The following is a 22662-nucleotide window of genomic DNA, read 5'->3' on the forward strand; positions in this document are numbered from 1 at the left end:
ACCTTACTGGACCAGAATTTCCTTGAAGAGCACACCCTCAATGCGGGCCGGATAAACCGCCGTATTGATGCGTCGCAGCAACTCTTCCTTGAGTCGGAACAAACCGGAAGACCCTTCGAGATCCGCCGGGCGAAGCTCGCGCAGATAGACCTGGAAGGCATCGAGAATGCGCGGCAGGTAAGGCTCGATCTTCTGCACCATGTCCCGGTCGGAAACCTCCAGCGAAATGCGAACGCGCAGATAGGTCGCACGCCCCTCGCTCGACAAGTTCACCGTCATTTCCGGCAGGTCGAAGAACACCGCAGGGCGCTGCTCGACCGCAGCATCGGGTGCCGCAGTGCCATCGGGAGCCACCGACTCGCCGCCGCCCATGAAGAAGTAATAACCGCCGCCTCCGGCCGCGGCCAACAGGACCAGACCTGCGACCCCGAAGATCAGCAGCTTCTTTTTCGACCGGCCGGCCCCCTCTTCCGGGGCGCCGGCTTCGGCTGCATCCGCATCCGCCGTCATGGTGGCTTGACCTCTCTGCGCTGCCCCTCCCGCGCGTATGATTAATTTCTAAAGCCACAATGGTTAACGAGAGGTTACCGAACCGTTAACGCCTCGCAAAATGCGGCAAATTTTGCCGGGCGGTAACCATCGATGGGGACAAACCTGCCGCCCCACCCTTTAGCCAACCCGAAAACACCAACAAAATCAAAGTACCACAAACTGGCACGCTCCCTGCAAGAGGGTTAACGAGCATCCGCTCTGGGGAGGGTGGATGTTCGCTGGGGAGCACAGGAACGGTACGTTATGGAGAATTCACTGCTCATCGGGCTGTCGCGCCAGACGGCCCTGCGCAACCAGTTGAGCGTGGTGGCCAACAACCTGGCCAACATGAACACGACGGGCTTCAAGTCCCAGCGTCTGCTCTTCGAGGAATACCTGATGCCGGTGGCCGAGGCCTCGTCCTTCGAGCGCCCCGACCAGAAGTATTCCTACGTCCTCGACTACAGCGCCTCCTCGGACTTCGAGGCCGGCGCGATCTCGCTGACGCAGAACACCTTCGATGTCGCCATCGAGGGCGAGGGCTTCTTCGTCGTCGGCGATCCCGAGGGCGAGCGCTACACCCGGAACGGTGCCTTTCACCTCGACGCGACAGGCCAGTTGGTGACGGCCGACGGACGCCCGGTCATGGGTGACGGAGGCCCTCTCGTCTTCACCGCAGACGATGGCGACGTGACCATCGCCGAGGACGGAACCGTCTCCACCGAGCTCGGCGTCAAGGGCCGCCTGCGCGTCGTCCGCTTCGAGGACCCGCAGACGCTGGAGCGTGTCGGCGACAACCTGTTCGCCGGCGAGGCGCCGCTGGCGGCCGAGCGCGTGCGGGTCCAGCAGGGCGCCATCGAGAAGTCGAACGTCTCCGGCGTCGTCGAAATGACCCGGATGATCGAAGTCACCCGCAACTACACGACCGTGTCGAAGATGCTGTCTGACGGCGACGAATTGCTGCGCAAGGCAATCGAACGCCTCGGCTCCGTCCAGGCCTGAGCGAAGCGGAAGAAGGAACACTCGTCATGAAGGCACTTCATATCGCCGCCACCGGCATGCGCGCCCAGGAGCTGAACGTCGAGGTCATCTCGAACAACGTCGCCAACATGCGCACCACCGGCTACAAGCGCCAGCGCGCCGACTTCCAGGATCTGCTCTACCAGAACCTGCGCCGCATGGGCACGAACTCCTCCGCAAACGGCACGATCGTGCCGACCGGCGTGCAGATCGGCTCGGGCGTCAAGACGGCCTCCACCGCCCGCATCATGAGCCAGGGCAACCTGGCCCCGACCAACAAGGAACTGGATGTCGCGATCCGCGGCGAAGGCTTCTTCCAGATCCAGATGCCGGACGGCGGCACCGCCTACACCCGCGACGGATCCTTCGAACGCGACCCCAACGGCCAGCTCGTCACCATCGACGGCTATTCCGTGCTGCCGGGCATCGTCATTCCCGAAGACGCCCGCGACATCACCATCTCGAACGATGGCCAGGTGCAGGTGCTGGACGCCAACAATGCCGTGCAGGTGCTCGGCCAGATCCAGATTGCCCGCTTCATCAACAAGTCGGGCCTGGAAGCCATCGGCGACAACCTGTTCCTGGAAACGGAATCCAGCGGCGCGGCCATCGTCGGCAATCCCGGCGAGGCCAGTTTCGGCGACCTGATGCAGAAGCATCTCGAAATGGCGAACGTGGAAGCGGTCAGCGAGATCTCCGATCTCATCGCCGCCCAGCGCGCCTACGAGATGAACTCGCGCATCATCAAGGCGGCCGACGAGATGTCCGCCACCACCTCGAACCTGCGCTGACGCGCCGGCTGACCGGAAGGATATCCGCGATGTTCGCCAAACTCCTCCTTGCCGCCGCGCTGGCTGCCGCCTCTGCCGTTCCGGCACTGGCGGGCACGCTGCGGTCCGAAGTGGCAGTGACCGGCCCGGTCGTCACCATCGGCGATTTTTATCCCGATGCCGGCGCCCATGCCGCAACCCCGCTGTTCCGCGCCCCCGATGCCGGCACCCGCGGCGCTGTGCCGGCCCACATGGTGGCCGAGCGGGCCCGCGACGCCGGCTATGCGGCGGCCGGCACCGACGGTCTGCGTCAGGTCGTCGTCGAGCGCCTCGCCGTGACCGTCGGCGAGAACGAGGTGACCGAGGCCGTGCGCCATGCACTGCTCGCCCGCGAAAGCGATCTCGACGCCGAGGCGCTGGACGTCACGCTGACGGGATTCCGCGGCCCGCTGCTCGCCGATGCCGGCGGCACCGAGCCGGTCAGCGTCTCCGACCTTGCCTGGGACCGCTATTCCGGCCGCCTGTCCACGACGCTGCGCATCCGCACAGTCGAGGGCACCACCACGGTGCGCCTGACCGGCGTCGCCCGCGAGATGGTGAACGTGTACGTGGCCGCGCGACCCATCGAGCGCGGCACCATCATCGCCGCCTCCGACCTCGAGCCGCAGCGCGTTCCCGGCAACCGCCTGACGGCCCGCCAGATCACCGACCCGGCACAGGTCGTCGGCCAGTCCGCGCGCCAGGCCCTCCAGGTCGGCCGGCCGCTGCGTGCCGCCGATTTCGAGCCGCCGGTGCTGGTGCGCCGCGGTGCCAAGGTCACCCTGGTCTATCGGACGGCCGGCATGACGCTGACCACCGTCGGCCAGGCCATGTCCAACGGCGCCGCCGGCGACATGATCGACGTCCTCAACCTCCAGTCCCGCCGTACCGTCACGGGGATCGTCCGTGGCCGCGACCAGATCGAGGTCGGTTTCGCACGGCAGCGCCTCGCCCAGCTCCAGGAGACGAACTGATGGCTCCTCGCATGACCTTCGTGAAGCCCGCGCTGGCCGTTTCGCTGGCGCTCGCCACCGCCGCCTGCGGCACCGCCGACAAGCTGTCCCAGGTGGGGCAGCCCCCTGCCCTGTCGGCGATCCAGGACCCGACCACGACGGCCGGCTACCGCCCTGTGCAGATGCCGATGCCCATGCCCCAGTCGGACCACTACAACTCGAACTCCCTGTGGCGGTCCGGTGCCCGCGCCTTCTTCAAGGACCAGCGCGCTGCACGGGTCGGCGACATCCTCACCGTGCTGGTGACGATCTCCGACAAGGCCGAGTTCGACAACAAGACCCAGCGCAGCCGCACCGGCTCCTCGTCCTCCGGCACCGGCGGCGCCGTGGGCGCTGCGATCAACACGTTCCTGCTGCCCGGCGGCACCAGTGCCGATAACCTCGCCTCCGCCGAAGGCGCGTCCACGTTCCAGGGCAGCGGCAAGGTCGATCGCGAGGAGAAGCTGCAGACGCGCGTTGCCGCTGTCGTCACCCAGACCCTGCCGAACGGCAACATGGTGATCGAGGGCCGCCAGGAAGTGCGCGTCAATTTCGAGGTGCGCGAGTTGATCGTCGCCGGTGTGGTGCGACCCGAAGACATCGCCGCCAACAACACGATCGAAAGCGAGAAGATCGCGGAAGCTCGTATCGGCTATGGCGGCCGCGGCCAGATCACCGACGTCCAGCAGCCGCGCTACGGCGCCCAGGTGCTCGATATCGTCCTGCCGTTCTGACGCTGCCTCTACGGTCCGCGGCCCAGCTCCCCGAAAGGCGCCGCGGACCTCTCCCCTCCCCAAGCCGCTCCACGCTCCCCAGGCACAGGACGGCAGGCGGGCACGGGATCCCCCCGCTCCCCAGCGGACCCGTGCCCGCCGCATTTGCTTCCCGCACGCACTACCGGAGGTTCTTGAAAATCAGCAGTGCAGATCGGCACTCACGCTGCCTGTCAGGCTGCGTCTTCCCGGTTCGCCCGGTCGAGCGGGTGCCTACCGCTCTTGAGGCAAGGCATCATGACGCCGTCACCCTCGCCCTGCTCGCCGCGCTTGGTCGTGAACACCGGCGCCAGCACCATGGAGCGGAACGCGGTGAACAGACGGGCATCCAGCTTGCTCTTCATCTCGCTCATAATCGCCAAGGCCTGACGCGGCGACATCGCCGCCTTGTAGGATCGTTCCTCGGTCAGTGCGCTGTAGATATCGGCAATGGTGACGATGCGGGTCAGCGGTCCGATCGAGCTGCCGCCGATGCCGTTGGGATATCCGCTGCCGTCGAGAAACTCGTGATGGTCGCGCACCGCCTGGATGACCTCGACCGCGCTGCGGCCGCCACGCTGAAGCGCAAAGGCCCCGCGGGCCGGGTGAGTGTTGATCAGCCGCTTTTCCCCATCGCTGAGCGGGCCGTCCTTTTCCAGGACGGTGATCGGGATGAACAGCTTCCCGACATCGTGCAACAGGCACGTCTCGGTGATCATCGCGATATCCGTGTCATGCAGCCCCAGGAACTGGCCGAAGGCACTTCCATTGCCCGCAACGCTCAGCATGTGACGACAGGTGCCGCTGTGATGCAGCTTCACCGCGTCGAGCCAACCGCCGAGCCCCTCCCGGCGCGTCGCCTCGCTGATCGCCCGGGTGGTCGCGTCGAGGATCTCGGGCGGCAACGGCCGGTCGGCACGCATGGCGGCGCCGATCTGGCGATACAGCACGTCGCCGTTCTCGATCGCCTTGGCCACCTGGGGAGAGCGCCCCGCGAGGTGGATCGCCAGGTCTCTGTTGAGAATGGACTGCACTGCCGTGCGGATATCGCCCGGCGGCCGAAAACTCGGAATGATCCTCTCGATCCCGAGCGCCTCTGCCTGGACCAGCCCTGCCCGGCCGCTGCACGGAGCAACGTAGATCGTGTCGCTCTTGCGACGCTCCTCGGGGAGGATCGAGGCAAGCAAAGACACCTCGCTCTGGCGTCGCAGAGAACTGTGGAGGATCACGACGCGGGCGTCCGCGAGCTGATCGGCATTCGCGGTGGCAAGCGGGATACGCGCAACCTTGAAGGCGAGCGCCAATGCATTGGCGAATGCCGGCTCTGCGTTGTCCTGGTCCAGGAGAATGATGACGTCGATCATGACAACCGCCAAACTGGAGTGACGCTGAATTTCCTCTGCGTCACTCTTACCCGGCGCAACTTGTCGAACCCTTAATCAACTCAAACAGAAAATATTAACGAGCTGTGAACGCCGCCCCCTCGCGAGGCCCCCGCCCGAAATGAAAAGGCCCGGACTCTGCCGGGCCTTGCAAGTTGGTCAGACGAATGCCGTCGGCAATGCCGGTGCGGCATCAGTCGTCGCGATAAACTTTTTCACGGCGCTCATGGGCTTCCTGCGCTTCAAGCGACAGGGTCGCGATCGGGCGGGCTTCCAGCCGCTTGATGGAAATCGGCTCACCCGTTTCGATGCAGTACCCGTAAGATCCGTCCGCGATACGCTCCAGCGCTGCGTCGATCTTTGCGATCAACTTGCGCTGACGGTCGCGGGCCCTGAGCTCGATCGAACGATCCGTTTCGGAAGACGCCCGGTCGGCAATATCGGGGTGATTCTGGCTTTCCTCCTGGAGGTTTGCGAGCGTTTCGCGGCTTTCCTTTAGGAGCTCTTCCTTCCACCGCAAAAGCTTGTTCCGGAAATACTCGCGCTGACGCTCGTTCATGAAAGTCTCGTCCTCGCTGGGACGATACTCGGCATCCAGCTCAACCGTCATGTTCTACTCCGGCTCCCGTTAGGCCGCGCGGAATATAGCGATCCTGCGGGCGATGGACAACGCCGCCGACGTCGAAAAGTGCGCCAAATTTCTGTAATATTTTTCATATACTTAGACCGGCTGCCTCGAATTTTGGCACAAGTCCGGCCCGATAGGGCGGCATCAGCGGGCGTTCAATTCCCGTACAGTCCCAGCTTTGCCAGCTCCACTTTAGCGCGAAGCTCGATCTCGTCGATCACCTTCTCCAGCGCAGGATTGCCGCTGTCAGCCCGTCGCTCCAGCATCATCGCAAGGCGATTGAGCCGCTCCGGCGAAACCCGTCCGGCCAGCAGATCCGCCTTCATTCCCTCCAGCGTGTCGAGCAAGTCGTGGCCCCGCGCCGTCGCCTTGCGCCGGCCGGTCAACGGGTCGTCCACCTCCTGCAGCGCCAGCAGCGCATCGATGCCGGCAATGCCGCCAGCCCCTCCTGCGGAAGAGGCACTCTCCGAACGTCCCGTGCCGCCGAGATCGAAACTCGAACCCGAACCGTCGGTCCGCTTCTTCTGGTTTCGTCCGCCGACCCCGGACAGGGGCGCGTAGCCTGAAATTCTCATGGTCGAAAACCGGATCCTGCTGGAGGAACTCTCAAGGCTACACAATTTTCCGAGTTGGTAAACGAAGCGTTAACAACCCGGCAAATCCTGCCGGGTGAGCCGATGCGGATCATCGCAGACCTGCGCGCCATATGAAAGGCAAATTAAATTCTTTCATTGAAAACAATTAGATAAGAAATATGTCACAGCAGCAGACATTCTGGCACGCCGCTCGCATAAGGAAACGCGGGCAAGCCGCCCACGCCATCTGTCGAGCGATCGAGACACGCAAGAATGACCCTGCCCGGCCTCCTTTCACGCCTCTCCGGCCTCCTGCAGATCCTCTGCCTGGCCTGGACGCTCGCCCTTGTGATGATGCTGGCAACCCCGGCAAGCGCCGCTTCGCGGATCAAGGACATCGCGGATTTCGAAGGCATTCGCGACAACCAGCTGATCGGCTACGGCCTCGTGGTCGGCCTGCAGGGCACCGGCGACAGCCTGCGCAATGCACCGTTCACCCGGCAGAGCCTGGAGGCCATGCTCGAGCGCCTCGGCGTCAACACCCGCGGCTTCAACCTGAACACCCAGAACGTGGCGGCCGTCATGGTCACCGCGAACCTGCCGGCATTTTCTACCCAGGGCACCCGGATCGACGTTTCGGTCAGCGCCCTTGGCGATGCCGACAGCCTGCAGGGCGGCACGCTGCTGGTGACGCCGCTGCTCGGCGCCGACGGCGAGGTCTATGCCATCGCGCAGGGCCCGCTCGCCATCGGTGGCTTCTCGGCACAGGGCGACGCGGCCTCGGTCGTGCGCGGCGTGCCGACTTCCGGCCGGATCGCCAACGGCGCCCTCGTGGAGCGCGAGATCGACTTCAAGCTGGCCTCGATGACCAGCCTGCGCCTTGCCCTGCGCAACCCAGACCTCACCACCGCCCGCCGCATGGCCCTGGCGGTCAACGAGCTGATCGGCCTGCCCACCGCCGAGCCGCTGGACCCGGCGACCGTTCGCATCGACCTGCCGCGCCAGTTCAACGGCAACATCGTCGACCTTTTGACCGACATCGAGCAGCTGATCATCGAGCCCGACCTGCCGGCCCGCATCGTCATCGACGAAAATTCCGGCATCATCGTCATGGGCCAGAACGTCAAGGTCTCCACCGTTGCGATCGCGCAAGGAAACCTGACGGTCACCGTCGCGGAAAGCCCGGAAGTCGTGCAACCGCTGCCCTTCGCGAACGGCCAGACAGCATTCGAGCCGCGCACCGACATCCTTGTCGACGACCAGAGCGACAACAAGCTGGCGGTCGTGCGGGAGTCTGTGACGCTGCAGCAGCTGGTCGACGGCCTCAACGCCCTCGGCATCGGTCCCCGCGACATGATCTCGATCCTGCAGGCGATCAAGGCCGCCGGCGCGCTCCAGGCCGAAATCGAGGTGATGTGATGAGCATGCCCGGCATCGACACCGTCCTCGCCGGCGCCCAGGGCCTCTACGCCGCCAAGGGCGGCGCCCTCAACGCCAACCCGGCAAATCCTGCCGCCCTGACCCGCGAAAACGCCGAGCAGTTCGAGGCCGTGTTCTTGAACACCATGTTCCAGACCATGTTCGCCGGCCTGGAAGAAGGCGGCGCCTGGGGCAGCGACACCGGCTCCGAAGCCTGGAGCGGAATGCTGGTCGAACAATACGCCAACACCATCGCCAAGGCCGGGGGCATCGGCATCGCCGACTCGGTCCAGCGAGAACTTCTTGCCCTTCAGGAGACGGCCGGACAATGAGCCTCGACACCAAACAGCTCGCAGAAATTGCCCCAGAGTTCTTTTCCGGCTCGATAGCCGACCGCCAGGCGGCGGAAGCCACCTGCAACCGCCTCGAAGCCGCGATGGGGGACCTCCTGGCCGTCATCGAGCGCGAGACCGAGTTGGTTCGCCTCGGCAAGCTGGACGCGGCCGGCGACCTCCAGCCGGAGAAGGCAAAGCTCGTCAGCATCTACATGCGCGGCATGACCTTCGTGCGCGACCAGACCACCTCGCTCGGCAACCTCGCCCCCGAGGCTGTCGACCGGCTGAAGCGGCGCCATGCGGAGTTCCAGCCGGTGCTGCGCATCAACCTGGCGGTGCTGGCCACGGCCCGCGAGGTTGCGGACAACCTCTTGCGCAAGGTGGCGCAAGGGGCGGCAAGCACCCGCACGCCCTCCACCTATGGCCCCGGCGGCAGCGCTCCGCGCACGCCCGCCCTGGCCGACGGCATCGCCGTCAACCGGGCGCTCTGACTCCCTTCCGTTTCCCTTCGCGTCAGCCCCGGATCCAGTCCCGCCGCCCGCGCCCATGCGCGGGCGGCGCTGTCGTTTGGCGCGGAGCCTTGGTCCTGCCTGTTAACTCTGACGGAACGAATCAGGATCAGACCGCATCAAGCGCAAAACCTAATGAATTCGTTAACACGGGATTCACAGTTTTCCGATAAGATGCTTGCCACGATATGGAAGTTGATCCTCCTGAATGCAGTCGATCGACCTGCGTATCGAAGAACCTGAACAAGGTTAATGTGTGAAAGGCGATATGCTCGACGAACGACGTTGATACCGGGCGCGTGGCGTTCGCGGATATGTCCGGTGGAGAGGTAAGCAAATGGAAGCGACACCTATCAGGACTGCGTCCTATACGCTCGTGCCGACGGCGCCGAGACCTTCGGAGGCCAGCGCATCCCCGGCCGCGCGAACGGACGTACCTCCCGAGAAGGCGGTGCAGCCGCCGAACGAGACAGCGGCAAGCCGCCCGGCGGCCGAGAACAGCTTCGCCAAGGCCGAGGCCAACATCAAGCGCGAGGAATTTCGCGACAAGGTCACCGATTCCATCGTCTTCCGGGCGGTCGACCTGACCACCGGCGAGGTGGTGCAGCAGATCCCGGAGGAATCGATCCTGCGGCTGCGCCGGGCATTCGCCGAGACGACCCAGAAGAACATGACCGGCCTCTCCTTCAGCCGCAGCCTTTGACGAGACGCGGGGCGTACGCTCGCCCCGCCGGCACCCCGCAGGGGTTTTCGAATCGGCTATAGTCCGCGCTCACTGACCTCGAGCCGGACACGCGGATGCCGCCCTCCCCCCAGACGATCCTGGACCAGATGCGCAAGGCGCTGCTCCTGCAGCGCGACGGAAAGTCGGCGCGCGCGCGGCCGATCTACGAAAAGCTCCTCAAGCAGGACCCCGGCAATGCCGAGGCGACCAGCCTGCTCGGCCTTTGCTTTCTCGAGCAGGGCTATCCGAAGCGCGCTGTCGCCCTCTTCGAGCGCGCCATCTCCCTTGCCCCCAGCGAACCGCGCTACCGGATCAACCTGATCGATGCGCTCGAGGCGCTTGGCGACACCGAGGCATTGCTCGCCGCCTCGTCGCAGGCCGCAAACGCGATCCCCGACCCGGCCCTGCTGCATCGCCAGGCCAGGCTCTTCAGCCGGGCGGGCCGGTTGCCGGAAGCTCTGGCCGCCTATGACGCAGCCTTGCGCGCGGCGGCCAACGCCCTTCCCGACAATCTCGACATGCTGGTGGAGTTCGGCCAGACGCTGATCCTGGCCGGCAAGCACGAGGAAGCCGTCCGCGTGCTGCAGTTCGCAGTCTCGTCCGCACCGGAGCACCGCCTCGCCCTTCTCAGCCTTGCCGATGCGCTGAACCAGCTGCACCGCGGCGATGAGGCGCTCGAGCTCCTGCTCGGCAGGTCGGATGCCTTCGAGGCAGAGACCGACGCCGCCTACCGGCTGAGCCTTGCCAATGCGCTCTGGAGCACCGGCGACTATGCCAGGGCGCTCTCCGAGACCGACCGTGCGATCGCGCTCGGCATCGGCGGCAGCGATGCGCGCCTGCTGCGCGGCAAGGCGCTCTATCATCTCGGTCGCTTCCCGCAGGCCGTCAAGGAGCTGGAGCAGGCACTGGCCATCGACCCCGCTCGCCACGAGACGGCGATGACGCTCGGCCTCGCCTGCCTTGCCAGCGGTGATCTGGCGCGCGGCTGGAAGCTCGCGGAGCGCCGCGTCGAGGCAAATCTCAAGGGACTGATCCAGCGCCGCTTCTCGCGCCCGACATGGCAGGGCGAGCCGCTTGCCGGCAAGACCCTGATGATCTGGGACGACCAGGGCATCGGCGACGTGTTGCGATCCGCATCCATGTTTGCCGAACTGGCGGAGCAGGCAGGCCGGCTGATCGTCGAATGCCATCCCAAGCTGGTGCCGCTGCTTGCACGCAATTTTCCGCAAGTGACCGTGCGCCAACGCGGCCATGAGGGCCTCAACGCCTTGATGGGCGGCGAGGACTTCGATTTCCAATGCGCCTTCGGCGGCCTGCCTGCCCTTCTGCGCCCGGACATCGCCGCTTTTTCGGCAACCGCTGCGACCCTGTCGGCGGACGCAGGGCGCGTCGCGGCCTTGCAGGAACGCGCGCCGCTCTGCACCCCGCGGCCGAAGGTCGGGCTGTCCTGGACCAGCGGCAACCGTGTCGGCCAACGCGGCCGTTCCTATCTTGCCCTGGAAGACCTGCTCCCGCTGCTCGCCATCGAGGAGGTCGATTTCGTCCTTCTCGATTATACCGACCGCACTGCGGAGATCGCGGCGCTGCAGGAGCGAACGGCCTTCACCCTGCACCGGTGGGACGATCTCGACCTGTTCGACGACCTGGAGACCGTCGCCGCGCTGACCGCCTGCATGGATCTCGTCATCTCGGCGAACACGTCCGTCGCCGACATGTCGGGAGCGCTCGGCGTTCCGACCTGGCGCTTCGGCCCGGTCACCGGAACGATCCTGCTGGGCCAGGAGAACCCGCCCTGGGCACCGGCGACACGCTACCTGCGGCTCGATCCCGAACGCCCGGCCGCCGATATCGTCCCGCAGCTCGTGGCGGACCTTCGCAACTGGCTCGGCGGCCGCTGACGGACCGCGCGGGCTCGCGCCGTTACATCTGGATCGGATGCACCGCGAGATTGCGCTGAAGCCGCTCCAGCATCAGTTCGGCAACGGCGATGTCCTGCGGCTCGTCGATCTCGACGACTTCCTCGTCGCTGGTTTCCCAGAAGCCGATGCGGCCGGTCAGACGGCATCCGGTCTGCTCGAAACTTTCCGTGCGGAACAGGTAGAAGTTGCCGGTCTCGCGATAATAGCGGTCCTCGGCCGGGATCTGCTGCCGCATCAGGCGATTGTGCGGATCGTAGAGCGGCTGCGGCTCCGGCATGTTGCGCCAGATATAGTTGCGGATGAGCCTTGCCGAAAAGAGCGAGTCGTAGCCGCCTTCCGTGAAGTGCCGGAAGGCATCGGCCAGCGTGTCCTTGCGCCGGACCGGCGAGGTCACCTGCGGAAACAGCACCGACTGCGGCTTCTCGTCCCGGCACATGTGGGCAATCGCATGATGCAGCGAGGCTTCGGCGGGGGAGGTGTCGGTGGCGAACTCGTCGGGACGCAGCACCGGCACCCGCGCTCCGAAGGCGCGCGCGGTGTCGGCGATTTCCTCGCTGTCGGTCGAGACGATGACATCGCGCACGAAGCCGGCGGCCTGCGCCGCCTCGATGGTCCAGGCGATCAGCGGCTTGCCGAACACCGGCACGAGGTTCTTGCGCGGGATCCCCTTCGAACCGCCGCGGGCAAGCACGATCGCATCACAAGTCATCATCTCTTTTCCGCAAAAACCGTCACGAAGGAGCCCCAGAAGGCCGGCGAAACGCCGGTCTCCGGCGCCTGCATCCGCTCCCAGGCCTCCTGGGTGGCAAACCGCGTCCCGAAGAACGGATACTCCACCGAGGCGATCCGGAAGCCGCTGTCGCGCAGCAGGCGCATCAGCGAGTCGTCGGTAAAAAGGCTGACATGCGTCGGATCATGGAGCAAGCGGAAGCGCTCGCCGAAGATACGCGCCGCAGCACTGGCGAAATTGGGCGTACCGACCACGAAAAGCCCGCCGGGCCGAAGCGCTTCGTGGGCCAGCCTGACGAAGGAAACCGGGTCGTCGACATGCTCGATGACATGATGCGCGACGATGGCATCGCAGGACGCCGGCTGAAAGCGGCCGGGTTCCAGCACGCCGCGGATCGTCGTGGCGCCGCTGCGCTGCGCCGCCATCTCCACCGCCTTTTCGGACGGATCGAGCCCGATCCGCTCGTGGCGCAGGTCGATCTGCTCCAGCAACTCGCCGAGGCCGCAACCGATGTCGACCACCCGGCCGGGAGCGCGCGCATTCACGGCCCTAGCGATATAGGCAAGATCCGCCTTGCGCATCTCGCGCTCGGCGGCGATGTCCCGCAGCCGCCCGTCCGGATCGCGCTTTTCGTCCCAGTACTCACCGGCTGCGACACGGGCCGGATAGGGCACGAAATAGTCCGCCGAGCCATAGAGCGCGAGGCAGCGGTCGATGATCGAGCTCACGCCTGCCCCTCCACGCGCGAGGAAAGCCAGACGGCAAGATCTTCATGATGCCGTTTCAGCACGTCCCGTTCGCGCGCCCGCGCCGCCGCCAGCTGCTTTCGACTCGCATCGGGGGCGGCAAGGTCGCGCGCAACCGCCTCGAACAGCGCCGCAAGGTCGCTTCGTTCATCGAAGGCATGGCAGCGGTCGGAAAACCCCATCGCCGCGAACTGGCCCTCGATCTTGTGATGGGTGGAAATGCCGAAGACCGGCGCACCGAAGCCGATGGAGGCGAGCCCCGCGTGATAGCGCATGGCGATGACGGCCGAAGCGCGGCGATAGAGATCGAAGCTGGCCGACCAGCCCCCCTCCCCCTGTGCGAGGCCGGCGACGACGACACGCTCCCGCCGCAGCCTGTCGCCGAGCACGTTGAGCACGGCTCCGATCGGTCCGAAGTCGCTATAGATATGAGGCACGAAAACGCAGGTGAGCGTTTCATCCGCCGCCAGAAGCTCCTCGATACCGGATGCGATCGCGGCAGCGAAGCGCTCCATGAGGTCTTCGCCATCCACCCCCGTATAGCGCTTGTCCGGCATGTCGCCGGCAAGGTTCACGGCAATGAAGCGGCTGCCCTCGGGCAAGCCGGGATGCGGCCAGGCCTGCGGCGCGGCGAAAAGACCGCCGTCCGGCACCACCTGCATGGCGTCGGCATAGGCTGCGCCCAGATGGTCGCGAATGAAGTCGCAGGACCCGTCGTTGCGCAGCGAGAAGCGGCAATGATCGAAGCCGAGCATCTCGTCGAGAAACGCCCGGGTTCGCGCCACGGCCACGGGACTGATGCCGCGCGTCGCATCGACGCCGAGCCCGTGGAACAGGATCGGCCGGCGGATCGCCGCAAAGAGATCGGGGCCGGCTTCCAGATAGGTGCCGGAGGACGTGTTCTCGCGCCAGAGCTGGAACAGGCTGAACCCGCCGACGACCACGATGTCGGCGGCGTTCGCCTCCGCGACGAACGTCTCGTCGAAGGCCCGTCTGCGCCAATGGATGAAGTCGCGCACCTCGCAGGCGCGATGCGCCAGCGTCCAGGGAAGGTCTTCGTCTCTCGTGCGGTACTCGCCGTCATGCATGGCATTGTCGCCGAGATTTCCGACGAAGGAGGCCAGATGCAGAGCGGAAAGCGGTCGCATGCGGGCGGCAGTCACGGCGCGGCGGTCAAAGCGACGCCAACGTGTCCTTGCGGCGCAGCTTCTCCATCACCGGCCGCTCGCGGGCATAGATGTCGATGACCCCGTCGCCGCGCACCTTCTCGGCCAGACGAATGCCGGCGATCATCTCCTTCATCTGCGCCACGTCGATGGACGCCGACTGATCGGAGCCCCACATGGTGCGATCGAGCGTGAAGTGACGCTCCACGGACACTGCGCCGAACGCAATCGACAGGATGCTCGGCAGGATCCCGTCCTCATGGCCGGAATAACCGATCTTGAGATGGGGAAACCGCTCGCGCAGGGTCGAGATGCCGGCAAGGTTGATCTCTTCCGGCAGGGCCGGATAGGTCGAGGTGCAATGATAGAGGCACGCGATCTCGCCGCCCGCGTCCTCGATGGTTTCCACCACCGCTTCCACCATCTTGAGATTGCACATGCCCGTGGAGATCAGCAGCGGAACGCGGCTGCGGGCCGCATGCACCAGCAAGGCGCGGTCGGTGACCGACGCCGAGGCGATCTTCAGATAGGGCACGTCCAGCGCCACCAGGAAGTCGACCGACGCCTCGTCCCAGGGCGAGGCGTACCAGGTGATGCCGAGCTCGCCGCACAGCGCGGCGATGCGCTCGTAGTCCTTGCGGCCGAATTCCAGCCCGCGCTTCAGGTCGCCATTGGTCTCGCCGAGCGGCGACTTGCGCGGCTTGGCCAGCTCCTCGGCCGAGTAGACGACGTCGACGGTGCGCTTCTGGAACTTGACCGCATCGCAGCCGACGCGGTGGGCGGCGCGGATCATCTCCAGCGCAAGGTCGATGCTGCCATTGTGATTGATGCCGATCTCGGCGACGACAGTGCAGCTGTCGAATGTAAAGAGGCTCATCTCGCGATCTTTTCGGGCTCGCGGCAAGCGCTGAACCGCCTGTTGGCGGCCTGAAGCGCTTGCGGGTTTCGCTGTCCGTCCCTCGCCGCACGGCAATCCCTTAACCGCCGGGAGAGGCAGGCCGGCGCCGATCCATCGGCGGCAGCCTTCGAAGCACGCCCGCAGTATCCCCGTTTCGGCGTGATTCGGCGAGCAAATTTAAGGACCTGTCGCAAGATGCGAGACTTTGCGGCACCGGTAACCAGCCATTTACCTTAACACCGGTTAACCACTTGTTTTTACGAATGATTCCGAAACGGAAACGTAGGTTGGCGGGGCAACGAGGATGCGTTGCGTTAGTTGTTACCAGAAAGGTACACCACAATGAGCGTTACTCTCTCCGCTGGCGTGCGCCAGAACCTCCTGTCGCTGCAGAAGACTGCCGACATGATGTCCCAGACGCAGAACCGGCTCGCCACGGGCAAGAAGGTCAACTCGGCCCTCGACAACCCGACCAACTTCTTCACCTCGCAGAACCTGAATTCGCGCGCCAACGAGCTGTCCAGCCTGCTCGACGGCATCTCGAATGCGACGAAGACCCTGGAAGCTGCCGACAACGGTATCAAGGGCATCACCAAGCTGGTCGAGAGCGCCCAGTCGACGGCTCGTCAGGCGCTTCAGGCCGGCGGCGGCGGTTCCGGCACCGTGGTGGAGAGCTCCTCGTCGATCTCGACCAACGGCCTGACCCCGGCCTCGGGCGAGACGATCCAGGACCAGGCCAAGCGCCAGACCCTGTCCAACCTCGGCTTCACCAACGGCGACACGATCACCGTGCAGGCGACCGACACCGACACCGGTGCCGTCTCCGAGATCGAGATCACCGTCGGCACCACCCAGAAGGCTGACGGCACGGGCGCGGTCGCGACGGTTCAGGACGCTGTCGACGTCATCAACGCCTCGGGCGTTGCAACGGCGGAAGTCAGCGATGCCGGCAAGCTGAAGATCTCCGGCTCCGACACCGAGACGGTGAACCTTCAGATCGGCGACAACGACGGCGACGCCGACACGGCGACCACGCAGGCGACCTCGCTGGCCGCGTCGCTCGGCTTCGGCACCAACACCTCGGTCGACCTGTCGAGCCCGGCGGACGGTGACTACACGGATGCCGGCGAGACGGCCGTCACCTTCACCAATGGTGCCTCTGCCGGTGCAGCCGACACCTTCTCGATCACCACCACGGCCAACCCGGCCTCGAACTCGTCCTCGCGCCAGAAGCTGGTGTCGCAGTTCAACGAGATCCTGGGCCAGATCGACAAGCTCGCTGCCGACTCGTCCTACAACGGCGTCAACCTGATCGACTCTTCGTCCTCGAAGCTGACCGTCGCCTTCAACGAGAAGCGTGACGCAGCCAACAAGTCGGAGCTGTCGATCAGCGGCAAGGACCTCACCTCCTCGGGCCTGGGCCTGGGCAGCGTGTCGAGCCTCAGCGACGCCGAGGCGAACGCCACCCTCGACAAGCTGAGCGGCGCCCTGACGTCCCTGCGCGAGACGTCGTCCACCTTCGGTTCGAACCTGAACACGGTCACGATCCGCAAGGACTTCACCAAGGACCTGATCAACACCCTGCAGACGGGCGCTGACAACCTGGTGCTGGCCGACACCAACGAGGAAGGCGCGAACCTTCTGGCCCTGCAGACCCGCCAGTCGCTGTCCACCACGGCGCTGTCGCTGTCCTCGCAGGCCGACCAGGCCGTGCTGCGTCTCCTCTAAGACGCCCGCCGCAAGGCACGAAACAACAAAGGGCGGCGGGTCGCGACTCGCCGCCCTTTTTCGTGCCTCTTTCGATATGGTTAACGAACCTCTTGGAAGGACAGGCAAATTGAGAACGGGGACAAGGAGCCGTTAACCTTAATTTAGCGTTTCCGGGACAGTCTGGCTGCGAGCCTCAGGACGAGGCCATGCATAGCTTTGGGCAGCCAGAAAGGATTTCCGAATGTCCGACATCACTCTCTCCGCCGGTGTGCGTCAGAACCTGCTGACGCTGCAGAACACCGCCGACATGATGGCCACCACCCAGAACCGCCTTGCCACCGGCAAGAAGGTCAACTCGGCCCTCGACAACCCGACCAACTTCTTCACCTCGCAGTCGCTGTCGGCCCGCGCCAAGGACCTGACCAACCTGCTCGACGGCATCGGCAACGCGATCAAGACGATCGAGGCCGCCGACAACGGCATCACCGCCATCACCAAGCTGGTGGAGAGCGCCCAGTCGACCGCCCGCCAGGCGCTGCAGGACGGCTCGGCCGGTTCGGGCACCGTGGTGGAAAGCTCTTCGTCGATCTCGACCAACGGCCTGTCGCCGGTGGCCGGCGAATCGATCCAGGATCAGGCCAAGCGTCAGACCCTGTCCAACCTCGGCTTCACCAACGGCGACACGATCACCCTGCAGACGACGAACACCGACACCGGTGGCGTCGCCCAGATCCAGATCTCCGTCGGCACCACCCAGAAGACGGACGGCACCGGCCCGGTCTCGACCGTTCAGGACGTCCTCGACGTGATCAACGCCTCGGGCGTTGCCACGGCTGAGGTCACCGACGCCGGCAAGCTGAAGATCACCGGCTCCGATTCGGAGACCGTCAATCTCAACATCGGCGACAACGACGGTGACGCCAACACGGCGACCACGCAGGCGACGTCGCTTGCCGCTTCGCTCGGCTTCGGCACCAACACCTCGATCGATCTGTCGAGCCCGGCGGACGGCGACTATGTCGACGCCGGCGAGACGGGCGTCACCTTCACCAACGGCGCCTCTGCCGGTGCAGCCGACACCTTCTCGATCACCACCCAGGCCAACCCGGCTTCGAACTCGTCCACCCGCCAGAAGCTGGTGTCGCAGTTCAACGACATCCTGGGCCAGATCGACAAGCTCGCTGCCGACGCCTCGTTCAACGGCATCAACCTGATCAACTCGTCGTCCTCCAAGCTGACCGTTGCCTTCAACGAGAAGCGCGATGCGGCGACGAAGTCGGAGCTGAAGCTGCAGGGCGAGGACCTCACCTCGTCGGGCCTCAACATCACCAAGACGTCGAGCCTGAACGACACCGAGGCGAACAACGCGCTCGACGAGCTCTCCGAGGCGCTGATCACCCTGCGCGAGGCCGGCTCCAAGTTCGGTTCGAACCTGTCGACGGTGCAGATCCGCAAGGACTACACCAAGGCTGCGGTGAACACGCTGCAGACCGGCGCCGACAACCTGGTGCTGGCCGACACCAACGAGGAAGGTGCGAACCTCCTCGCCCTGCAGACCCGTCAGCAGCTGTCCACCACGGCTCTGTCGCTGTCCTCGCAGGCCGATCAGGCGGTCCTGCGTCTGTTCTGATCAAGAGCGATACGAAGCAACAAGCGGCGGGCGAAAGCCCGCCGTTTTTCGTTTCAGAATTCCTTTTTGAATCCCTAACATTTTTATCGCGATATGCGACATGGTTAACCACTCGTTAGGAATTTCGCGCCAATTATTAACGCGTTCTCAGGATGAGATGCGCCTGACTGCCAGGCGGTGCGAAAGGATTTCCGAATGTCTGACATCACTCTCTCCGCCGGTGTGCGCCAGAACCTGCTGACGCTGCAGAACACCGCCGACATGATGGCCTCCACCCAGAACCGTCTCGCCACCGGCAAGAAGGTCAACTCGGCCCTCGACAACCCGACCAACTTCTTCACCTCGCAGTCGTTGTCGGCCCGCGCCAAGGACCTCACCAACCTGCTCGATGGCATCGGCAACGCGATCAAGACGATCGAGGCCGCCGACAACGGTATCACCGCCATCACCAAGCTGGTGGAGAGCGCCCAGTCGACCGCGCGCCAGGCGCTGCAGGACGGCTCGGCCGGTTCGGGGACCGTGGTGGAAAGCTCCTCGTCGATCTCGACCAACGGCCTGACCCCGGTTGCCGGCGAATCGATCCAGGACCAGGCGCGTCGTCAGACCCTGTCCAACCTCGGCTTCGCCAACGGCGACGTGATCGAGCTGTCCACCTCGAACACGGGCAACGGCGCGATCGCAGGCATCTCGATCACCATCGGCACGACCCAGAAGACCGACGGCACCGGCCCGGTCTCGACCGTTCAGGACGTGCTCGACGTCATCAACGCCTCGGGCGTTGCCACGGCTGAGGTCACCGACGCCGGCAAGCTGAAGATCACCGCCTCCGACGCGGAAGATCTCTTCCTGAACATCTTCGACACGGGTGGCGACGGCAACACGGCGACCACGCAGCAGACCTCGCTGGCCGCGTCGCTGGGCTTCGGCACCAACACCTCGATCGACCTGTCGAGCCCGGCCGACGGCGACTATGTGGATCCGGGCGAGACGTCGGTCTCGTTCACGAACGGCGCCTCTGCCGGCGACCAGGACTCGCTCATCATCGCTGCACGCGCCAATCCGGCCGCGAACTCGTCCACCCGCCAGAAGCTCGTGGGGCAGTTCAACAACATCCTGGGCCAGATCGACAAGCTCGCTGCCGACGCCTCGTTCAACGGCATCAACCTGATCAACTCCTCGTCCTCCAAGCTGACCGTTGCCTTCAACGAGAAGCGCGATGCGGCGACGAAGTCGGAGCTCAAGCTCCAGGGCGAGGATCTCACCTCCTCGGGCCTCAGCATCACCAACGTGTCGAGCCTGAGCGATACCGAGGCCAACCAGGCGCTCGACGAGCTCTCCAACGCGCTGATCACCCTGCGCGAGGCCGGCTCCAAGTTCGGCTCCAGCCTGTCGACCGTGCAGATCCGCAAGGACTTCACCAAGTCCTCGATCAACACCTTGCAGACGGGCGCCGACAACCTCGTTCTGGCCGACACCAACGAGGAAGGTGCGAACCTTCTCGCCCTGCAGACCCGTCAGCAGCTGTCCACCACGGCTCTGTCGCTGTCGTCGCAGGCCGATCAGGCGGTGTTGCGTCTGTTCTAAGGTAAATACTAGGCAACTATTTCCAGGCGGCGGGTCTCCCGCCGCCTTTTTTATTCTGGAAGCGCTTAAACTCTTGCTTGAATCACTGCGCTATGAGAGTATTCGACCATGGCACTGAAGATCGAACTACGCCCCAAGGAAAGGTTTATCGTCGGGTCAACCGTGATCACCAACGGCGACCACCGAACGCATATCTTCATCGAGGGCAGCGAACCGATCCTTCGCGAGAAAGACATCTACACCGCCGAAACTGCGAATACGCCCGCGAAACGGATCTATCTTGCGGTGCAGCTCATGTATCTCAACCAGGATATCGAGCGGCACAGGAAGGTCTATTTCGATCTGATCAACGACTTCATTCAGGCGGCACCGAGCACCATCGGCCTGATCGACGCCGTCAACAATGAGATCTTAACCGGTTCTCTCTACGCTGCCTTGCGACGGGCTAAGGAACTGGTCGAGTACGAACGGGAACTGATCGCACATGCACAATCTGGCCACCGCAGCATATCAGCAGACGACGCAATCGACCGTGAGCCCGCGCGAGCTGGAGGCCACGCTGCTTCTCAAGGCGGCAGCCAGGCTTCAGGCCGTCAAGGATGATTGGGGCAACGACGGCGGTCCGGTGACGCTGGACGAAGCGCTGTCCTACAACCGTCGCCTCTGGACGATCCTCGCGACCTCGGTCACGAGCAACGACAATCCGATGCCGATGGAGATCAAGCAGAACCTCGGTTCGCTCGGCGCGTTCATTCTCAAGCACACGCTTGATGTGATGACCAATCCCAGCCCCGAGCGGCTGACGACGCTGATCCAGATCAATCGCAACATCGCACAGGGCCTGCGAGGCACCTGACGCCGGGAGCCTCTGGGCATCCCCTCCCTGCCTTCCGAACGCCGGCCTTGTGCCGGCGTTTTGCGTAGCGGCAAACGGGCGCCGCATGGCCGGCGCCAGACGTCACGCCAACAAGCAGAAACCCCGGAGAACAGTGTTCCCCGGGGTTTCTGCTTGTATATTCAAGCCACTGCGAAAGAGCGCGGCAGACCCGATCAGCGTGCGGTACTGTTACAAGTACTTCGACAGCGACATCTGCAGCGTGATGCTCGTCGCCTGATAGCTCACTTCGAGGTTCGTCCGCAGGGTGAGAAGCTTGGCCGCGACCTCTTCCCGGTTGATGCCTTCGATCTCGTCGATCATCAGCTTCAGCGAGCCTTCCTCGACCCGATGGCGATCCTTGGCATCCGCCATGGTCCGCTGAACGGCGGCAAACTCCATGTGGTTCTTGCGGATCCCCGATGCCTCTGCGCCATCCGGGGTCAGCACCGCGTTCGACCGGTCGGCCATTGCCTGGTAGAACTCTTGGTTCTCGGGCTGCGACGACGAGAAGTCGGACGCCACGAAGGCGGCCAGCGCCTGCACCACCTGGCGATAGCCGTCCTCGTTGGCACGCGCTCCGTAGCTGACCGTGAGGTTCTCGTCGATGGTCGCGCGCATGTCCGTGCGCGGATCCCCGCCCGAGTTGTCGCCGACATACCAGGAGACCGTGTCGGACGTGCCGTCGCGCAGCGAGGTGGCGGTCGCAAAGTCGCCGGCATTCGGCACGACCCGCGCCTGCGGCAGGTAGCCGGGCGGCACCGGCGACTTCGGAGCAGTGTCGAAGAAGCTGTCCGACGCCCGGACGGTCGAGGCGGCCTTCAGCTCGGTGCTGGCCACCTTCTGGAGCGCGGTGTCCAGCGTCGCCTTGAAGTTTGCCGCCGTATCGGCCGGCGTCGCGCCGCGCTGGAAGGTGAATTCGGGATCGTTCTCGCTGCCCTGGACGCCGATGGTGATCTCGGTGCTGGTTCCGTCGGGCAGGTCCATGAAGATACGGATGCCCTGCCCCGGCTCGGGCTGGCCGGTAAAGTCCACATCGAGCGATGCCGGCGGTCCCGCGGTCTGCGTCACCGTGGCATTGCTGAGACCCGAGGAAACGTTGTCGATCTTGAAGCCGAACGGGTGTGCCCCGTCCTCCGACAGCGTCGCCGTGGTGCCGGCAACGGCAGTGGTGGTGCGTCCGTTGCCGAGCGCGCCGAGATCCGCCTGATTGTACTCGCTGATCACCGTCTTGAGGCCGGCATAGTTGCCGTCCCCCGCCAGGACGTAGTCGAGGCTCTGGACCGGCAGCTTGTCCGCCGTCTTTCCGGAAAACAGATAGCGCCCGCCGACATCCGTGTTCAGATGCGCCATGAACTCGCGCAACGAGATCTCCGCAGACGTCTGCGAGGACGTTCGGCCATTGCTGAACAGCTCGAAATTGTTCCTGTCCGTGGAGGCTTTGGACTCGATCCGGATGGCCTCCATCCGCGCACTGGTCTTGTCGAGCGTGTCGAGCCGCAAATCGGCGATCTGGATCGTCTGGTTGTACACCCCGACCGAGGTGAGCTGCTGGCGCAGCGACAGGTCGAGCACGCGCTCGGAGCCGAGCCCGCCATAGGTCTGCGACTTCAGGCCGGTACCGAGCTGCCGTTGCAGATCGTCCATCTGCGAACGCAGCGAAGTCAGGTAGCTGGCCTGCCGCGGCATGTTGAAGCTGCTCGAATAGGGATTGATCGCCATCGCTCTC

Annotated in this window: 23 protein-coding genes; 14 read left to right on the forward strand and 9 right to left on the reverse strand. The window is 64.8% G+C overall.

Going from position 1 to position 22662, the window contains the following annotated elements; translation table 11 throughout:
* Nucleotides 1–3 precede the first annotated feature (3 nt).
* On the reverse strand, nt 4–510 hold the full coding sequence (locus GH266_RS05935; protein WP_158193075.1) for a flagellar basal body-associated FliL family protein: 507 nt from the start codon (nt 508–510) through the stop codon (nt 4–6).
* Between the two features lie 285 nt (nt 511–795).
* Here GH266_RS05935 and flgF point away from each other — a divergent pair, with 285 nt between their 5' ends.
* From flgF to flgH, 4 genes are read left to right on the forward strand one after another with little or no spacing between them, the layout of a single operon-like run.
* Nucleotides 796–1533 carry a flagellar basal-body rod protein FlgF gene (gene flgF / locus GH266_RS05940; protein ID WP_158193076.1) on the forward strand — a complete coding sequence of 246 codons (738 nt, stop codon included), beginning with the start codon at nt 796–798 and terminating at the stop codon, nt 1531–1533.
* A 26-nt stretch (nt 1534–1559) separates the two neighbouring features.
* On the forward strand, nt 1560–2342 hold the full coding sequence (flgG, locus tag GH266_RS05945) for a flagellar basal-body rod protein FlgG (RefSeq protein WP_158193077.1): 783 nt from the start codon (nt 1560–1562) through the stop codon (nt 2340–2342).
* A gap of 29 nt (nt 2343–2371) precedes the next feature.
* Nucleotides 2372–3334, forward strand: coding sequence for a flagellar basal body P-ring formation chaperone FlgA (gene flgA, locus GH266_RS05950; RefSeq protein ID WP_158193078.1), 963 nt, complete (start codon nt 2372–2374; stop codon nt 3332–3334).
* A complete protein-coding gene (gene flgH / locus GH266_RS05955; protein ID WP_158193079.1) occupies nt 3334–4086 on the forward strand; it encodes a flagellar basal body L-ring protein FlgH in 753 nt (250 codons plus the stop codon). Before flgA ends, flgH begins: the two co-directional genes overlap by 1 nt.
* A 212-nt stretch (nt 4087–4298) precedes the next feature.
* Here the strand turns inward: flgH and GH266_RS05960 are convergent, their stop codons facing one another.
* From GH266_RS05960 to GH266_RS05970, 3 genes are all read right to left on the reverse strand, one after another.
* Nucleotides 4299–5468, reverse strand: a complete 1170-nt coding sequence (locus GH266_RS05960) for an HD-GYP domain-containing protein (RefSeq protein WP_158193080.1) — start codon at nt 5466–5468, stop codon at nt 4299–4301.
* Between the two features lie 211 nt (nt 5469–5679).
* On the reverse strand, nt 5680–6096 hold the full coding sequence (gene dksA, locus GH266_RS05965) for an RNA polymerase-binding protein DksA (RefSeq protein WP_120267268.1): 417 nt from the start codon (nt 6094–6096) through the stop codon (nt 5680–5682).
* 173 nt (nt 6097–6269) lie between these two features.
* Nucleotides 6270–6689: a flagellar assembly protein FliX gene (locus GH266_RS05970; protein WP_158193081.1), complete on the reverse strand. Its 420-nt coding sequence runs from the start codon at nt 6687–6689 to the stop codon at nt 6270–6272.
* Nucleotides 6690–6962: 273 nt separating this feature from the next.
* Between GH266_RS05970 and GH266_RS05975 the strand changes: the two genes are divergently transcribed.
* The 5 genes from GH266_RS05975 to GH266_RS05995 all read left to right on the forward strand — a co-directional run bounded on the left by GH266_RS05975 (nt 6963) and on the right by GH266_RS05995 (nt 11574).
* On the forward strand, nt 6963–8108 hold the full coding sequence (locus GH266_RS05975; RefSeq protein ID WP_158193082.1) for a flagellar basal body P-ring protein FlgI: 1146 nt from the start codon (nt 6963–6965) through the stop codon (nt 8106–8108).
* 5 nt (nt 8109–8113) lie between these two features.
* Entirely contained in the window at nt 8114–8440 is a 327-nt protein-coding gene (locus GH266_RS05980) for a rod-binding protein (protein WP_158193083.1), read from the forward strand.
* Entirely contained in the window at nt 8437–8934 is a 498-nt protein-coding gene (locus GH266_RS05985; protein ID WP_209001553.1) for a hypothetical protein, read from the forward strand. Before GH266_RS05980 ends, GH266_RS05985 begins: the two co-directional genes overlap by 4 nt.
* A 355-nt stretch (nt 8935–9289) precedes the next feature.
* Nucleotides 9290–9655 carry a flagellar protein FlaG gene (locus GH266_RS05990; protein ID WP_158193084.1) on the forward strand — a complete coding sequence of 122 codons (366 nt, stop codon included), beginning with the start codon at nt 9290–9292 and terminating at the stop codon, nt 9653–9655.
* 95 nt (nt 9656–9750) lie between these two features.
* Complete coding sequence (locus GH266_RS05995) at nt 9751–11574, forward strand: tetratricopeptide repeat protein (protein WP_158193085.1); 1824 nt, start codon at nt 9751–9753, stop codon at nt 11572–11574.
* A 22-nt stretch (nt 11575–11596) separates the two neighbouring features.
* Here GH266_RS05995 and GH266_RS06000 read toward each other — a convergent pair whose 3' ends face one another.
* Genes GH266_RS06000 through GH266_RS06015 form a run of 4 tightly spaced genes read right to left on the reverse strand, consistent with a single transcriptional unit; the run spans nt 11597 to nt 15114 of the window.
* The gene (locus GH266_RS06000; protein ID WP_158193086.1) at nt 11597–12304 is read right to left on the reverse strand and encodes an acylneuraminate cytidylyltransferase family protein; all 708 of its coding nucleotides are present in this window, start codon (nt 12302–12304) and stop codon (nt 11597–11599) included.
* The gene (locus GH266_RS06005; protein ID WP_158193087.1) at nt 12304–13053 is read right to left on the reverse strand and encodes a class I SAM-dependent methyltransferase; all 750 of its coding nucleotides are present in this window, start codon (nt 13051–13053) and stop codon (nt 12304–12306) included. The genes GH266_RS06000 and GH266_RS06005 overlap by 1 nt, the downstream gene beginning before the upstream one ends.
* Entirely contained in the window at nt 13050–14219 is a 1170-nt protein-coding gene (locus GH266_RS06010) for a polysaccharide pyruvyl transferase family protein (protein ID WP_158193088.1), read from the reverse strand. The genes GH266_RS06005 and GH266_RS06010 overlap by 4 nt, the downstream gene beginning before the upstream one ends.
* A gap of 25 nt (nt 14220–14244) precedes the next feature.
* Complete coding sequence (locus tag GH266_RS06015; protein ID WP_158193089.1) at nt 14245–15114, reverse strand: N-acetylneuraminate synthase family protein; 870 nt, start codon at nt 15112–15114, stop codon at nt 14245–14247.
* Nucleotides 15115–15477: 363 nt separating this feature from the next.
* Between GH266_RS06015 and GH266_RS06020 the strand changes: the two genes are divergently transcribed.
* From GH266_RS06020 to flaF, 5 genes are all read left to right on the forward strand, one after another.
* Nucleotides 15478–16863 (forward strand): flagellin N-terminal helical domain-containing protein, encoded by a 1386-nt coding sequence (locus GH266_RS06020; RefSeq protein ID WP_158193090.1) that lies wholly within the window; start codon nt 15478–15480, stop codon nt 16861–16863.
* A gap of 223 nt (nt 16864–17086) precedes the next feature.
* Nucleotides 17087–18475 (forward strand): flagellin N-terminal helical domain-containing protein, encoded by a 1389-nt coding sequence (locus GH266_RS06025; RefSeq protein WP_158193091.1) that lies wholly within the window; start codon nt 17087–17089, stop codon nt 18473–18475.
* A gap of 195 nt (nt 18476–18670) precedes the next feature.
* A complete protein-coding gene (locus tag GH266_RS06030; protein ID WP_158193092.1) occupies nt 18671–20059 on the forward strand; it encodes a flagellin N-terminal helical domain-containing protein in 1389 nt (462 codons plus the stop codon).
* Between the two features lie 108 nt (nt 20060–20167).
* Nucleotides 20168–20662: a flagellar biosynthesis repressor FlbT gene (flbT, locus tag GH266_RS06035; RefSeq protein ID WP_158193093.1), complete on the forward strand. Its 495-nt coding sequence runs from the start codon at nt 20168–20170 to the stop codon at nt 20660–20662.
* Nucleotides 20544–20915 (forward strand): flagellar biosynthesis regulator FlaF, encoded by a 372-nt coding sequence (flaF, locus tag GH266_RS06040; RefSeq protein ID WP_158193094.1) that lies wholly within the window; start codon nt 20544–20546, stop codon nt 20913–20915. Before flbT ends, flaF begins: the two co-directional genes overlap by 119 nt.
* A gap of 210 nt (nt 20916–21125) precedes the next feature.
* Here the strand turns inward: flaF and GH266_RS06045 are convergent, their stop codons facing one another.
* Entirely contained in the window at nt 21126–22655 is a 1530-nt protein-coding gene (locus GH266_RS06045; RefSeq protein ID WP_158193095.1) for a flagellar protein, read from the reverse strand.
* Nucleotides 22656–22662: the final 7 nt, after the last annotated feature.

This window comes from Stappia indica (assembly GCF_009789575.1).
Classification (GTDB): Bacteria; Pseudomonadota; Alphaproteobacteria; order Rhizobiales; family Stappiaceae; genus Stappia; species Stappia indica_A.

Excerpts from the sequence above, each read along its gene's own strand:
- GH266_RS06020 (WP_158193090.1), top strand. The coding sequence starts at position 15,478 with ATGAGCGTTACTCTCTCCGCTGGCGTGCGCCAGAACCTCCTGTCGCTG.
- flgF (WP_158193076.1), top strand. The coding sequence starts at position 796 with ATGGAGAATTCACTGCTCATCGGGCTGTCGCGCCAGACGGCCCTGCGC.
- flaF (WP_158193094.1), top strand. The coding sequence starts at position 20,544 with ATGCACAATCTGGCCACCGCAGCATATCAGCAGACGACGCAATCGACC.
- GH266_RS05960 (WP_158193080.1), bottom strand. The coding sequence starts at position 5,468 with ATGATCGACGTCATCATTCTCCTGGACCAGGACAACGCAGAGCCGGCA.
- GH266_RS06010 (WP_158193088.1), bottom strand. The coding sequence starts at position 14,219 with ATGCGACCGCTTTCCGCTCTGCATCTGGCCTCCTTCGTCGGAAATCTC.
- GH266_RS05980 (WP_158193083.1), top strand. The coding sequence starts at position 8,114 with ATGCCCGGCATCGACACCGTCCTCGCCGGCGCCCAGGGCCTCTACGCC.
- GH266_RS05990 (WP_158193084.1), top strand. The coding sequence starts at position 9,290 with ATGGAAGCGACACCTATCAGGACTGCGTCCTATACGCTCGTGCCGACG.
- flgG (WP_158193077.1), top strand. The coding sequence starts at position 1,560 with ATGAAGGCACTTCATATCGCCGCCACCGGCATGCGCGCCCAGGAGCTG.
- GH266_RS05975 (WP_158193082.1), top strand. The coding sequence starts at position 6,963 with ATGACCCTGCCCGGCCTCCTTTCACGCCTCTCCGGCCTCCTGCAGATC.
- GH266_RS05935 (WP_158193075.1), bottom strand. The coding sequence starts at position 510 with ATGACGGCGGATGCGGATGCAGCCGAAGCCGGCGCCCCGGAAGAGGGG.
- flgA (WP_158193078.1), top strand. The coding sequence starts at position 2,372 with ATGTTCGCCAAACTCCTCCTTGCCGCCGCGCTGGCTGCCGCCTCTGCC.
- GH266_RS06000 (WP_158193086.1), bottom strand. The coding sequence starts at position 12,304 with ATGACTTGTGATGCGATCGTGCTTGCCCGCGGCGGTTCGAAGGGGATC.
- GH266_RS05970 (WP_158193081.1), bottom strand. The coding sequence starts at position 6,689 with ATGAGAATTTCAGGCTACGCGCCCCTGTCCGGGGTCGGCGGACGAAAC.
- GH266_RS06030 (WP_158193092.1), top strand. The coding sequence starts at position 18,671 with ATGTCTGACATCACTCTCTCCGCCGGTGTGCGCCAGAACCTGCTGACG.
- GH266_RS06015 (WP_158193089.1), bottom strand. The coding sequence starts at position 15,114 with ATGAGCCTCTTTACATTCGACAGCTGCACTGTCGTCGCCGAGATCGGC.
- GH266_RS05985 (WP_209001553.1), top strand. The coding sequence starts at position 8,437 with ATGAGCCTCGACACCAAACAGCTCGCAGAAATTGCCCCAGAGTTCTTT.
- GH266_RS06045 (WP_158193095.1), bottom strand. The coding sequence starts at position 22,655 with ATGGCGATCAATCCCTATTCGAGCAGCTTCAACATGCCGCGGCAGGCC.
- flgH (WP_158193079.1), top strand. The coding sequence starts at position 3,334 with ATGGCTCCTCGCATGACCTTCGTGAAGCCCGCGCTGGCCGTTTCGCTG.
- GH266_RS05995 (WP_158193085.1), top strand. The coding sequence starts at position 9,751 with ATGCCGCCCTCCCCCCAGACGATCCTGGACCAGATGCGCAAGGCGCTG.
- GH266_RS06025 (WP_158193091.1), top strand. The coding sequence starts at position 17,087 with ATGTCCGACATCACTCTCTCCGCCGGTGTGCGTCAGAACCTGCTGACG.
- flbT (WP_158193093.1), top strand. The coding sequence starts at position 20,168 with ATGGCACTGAAGATCGAACTACGCCCCAAGGAAAGGTTTATCGTCGGG.
- dksA (WP_120267268.1), bottom strand. The coding sequence starts at position 6,096 with ATGACGGTTGAGCTGGATGCCGAGTATCGTCCCAGCGAGGACGAGACT.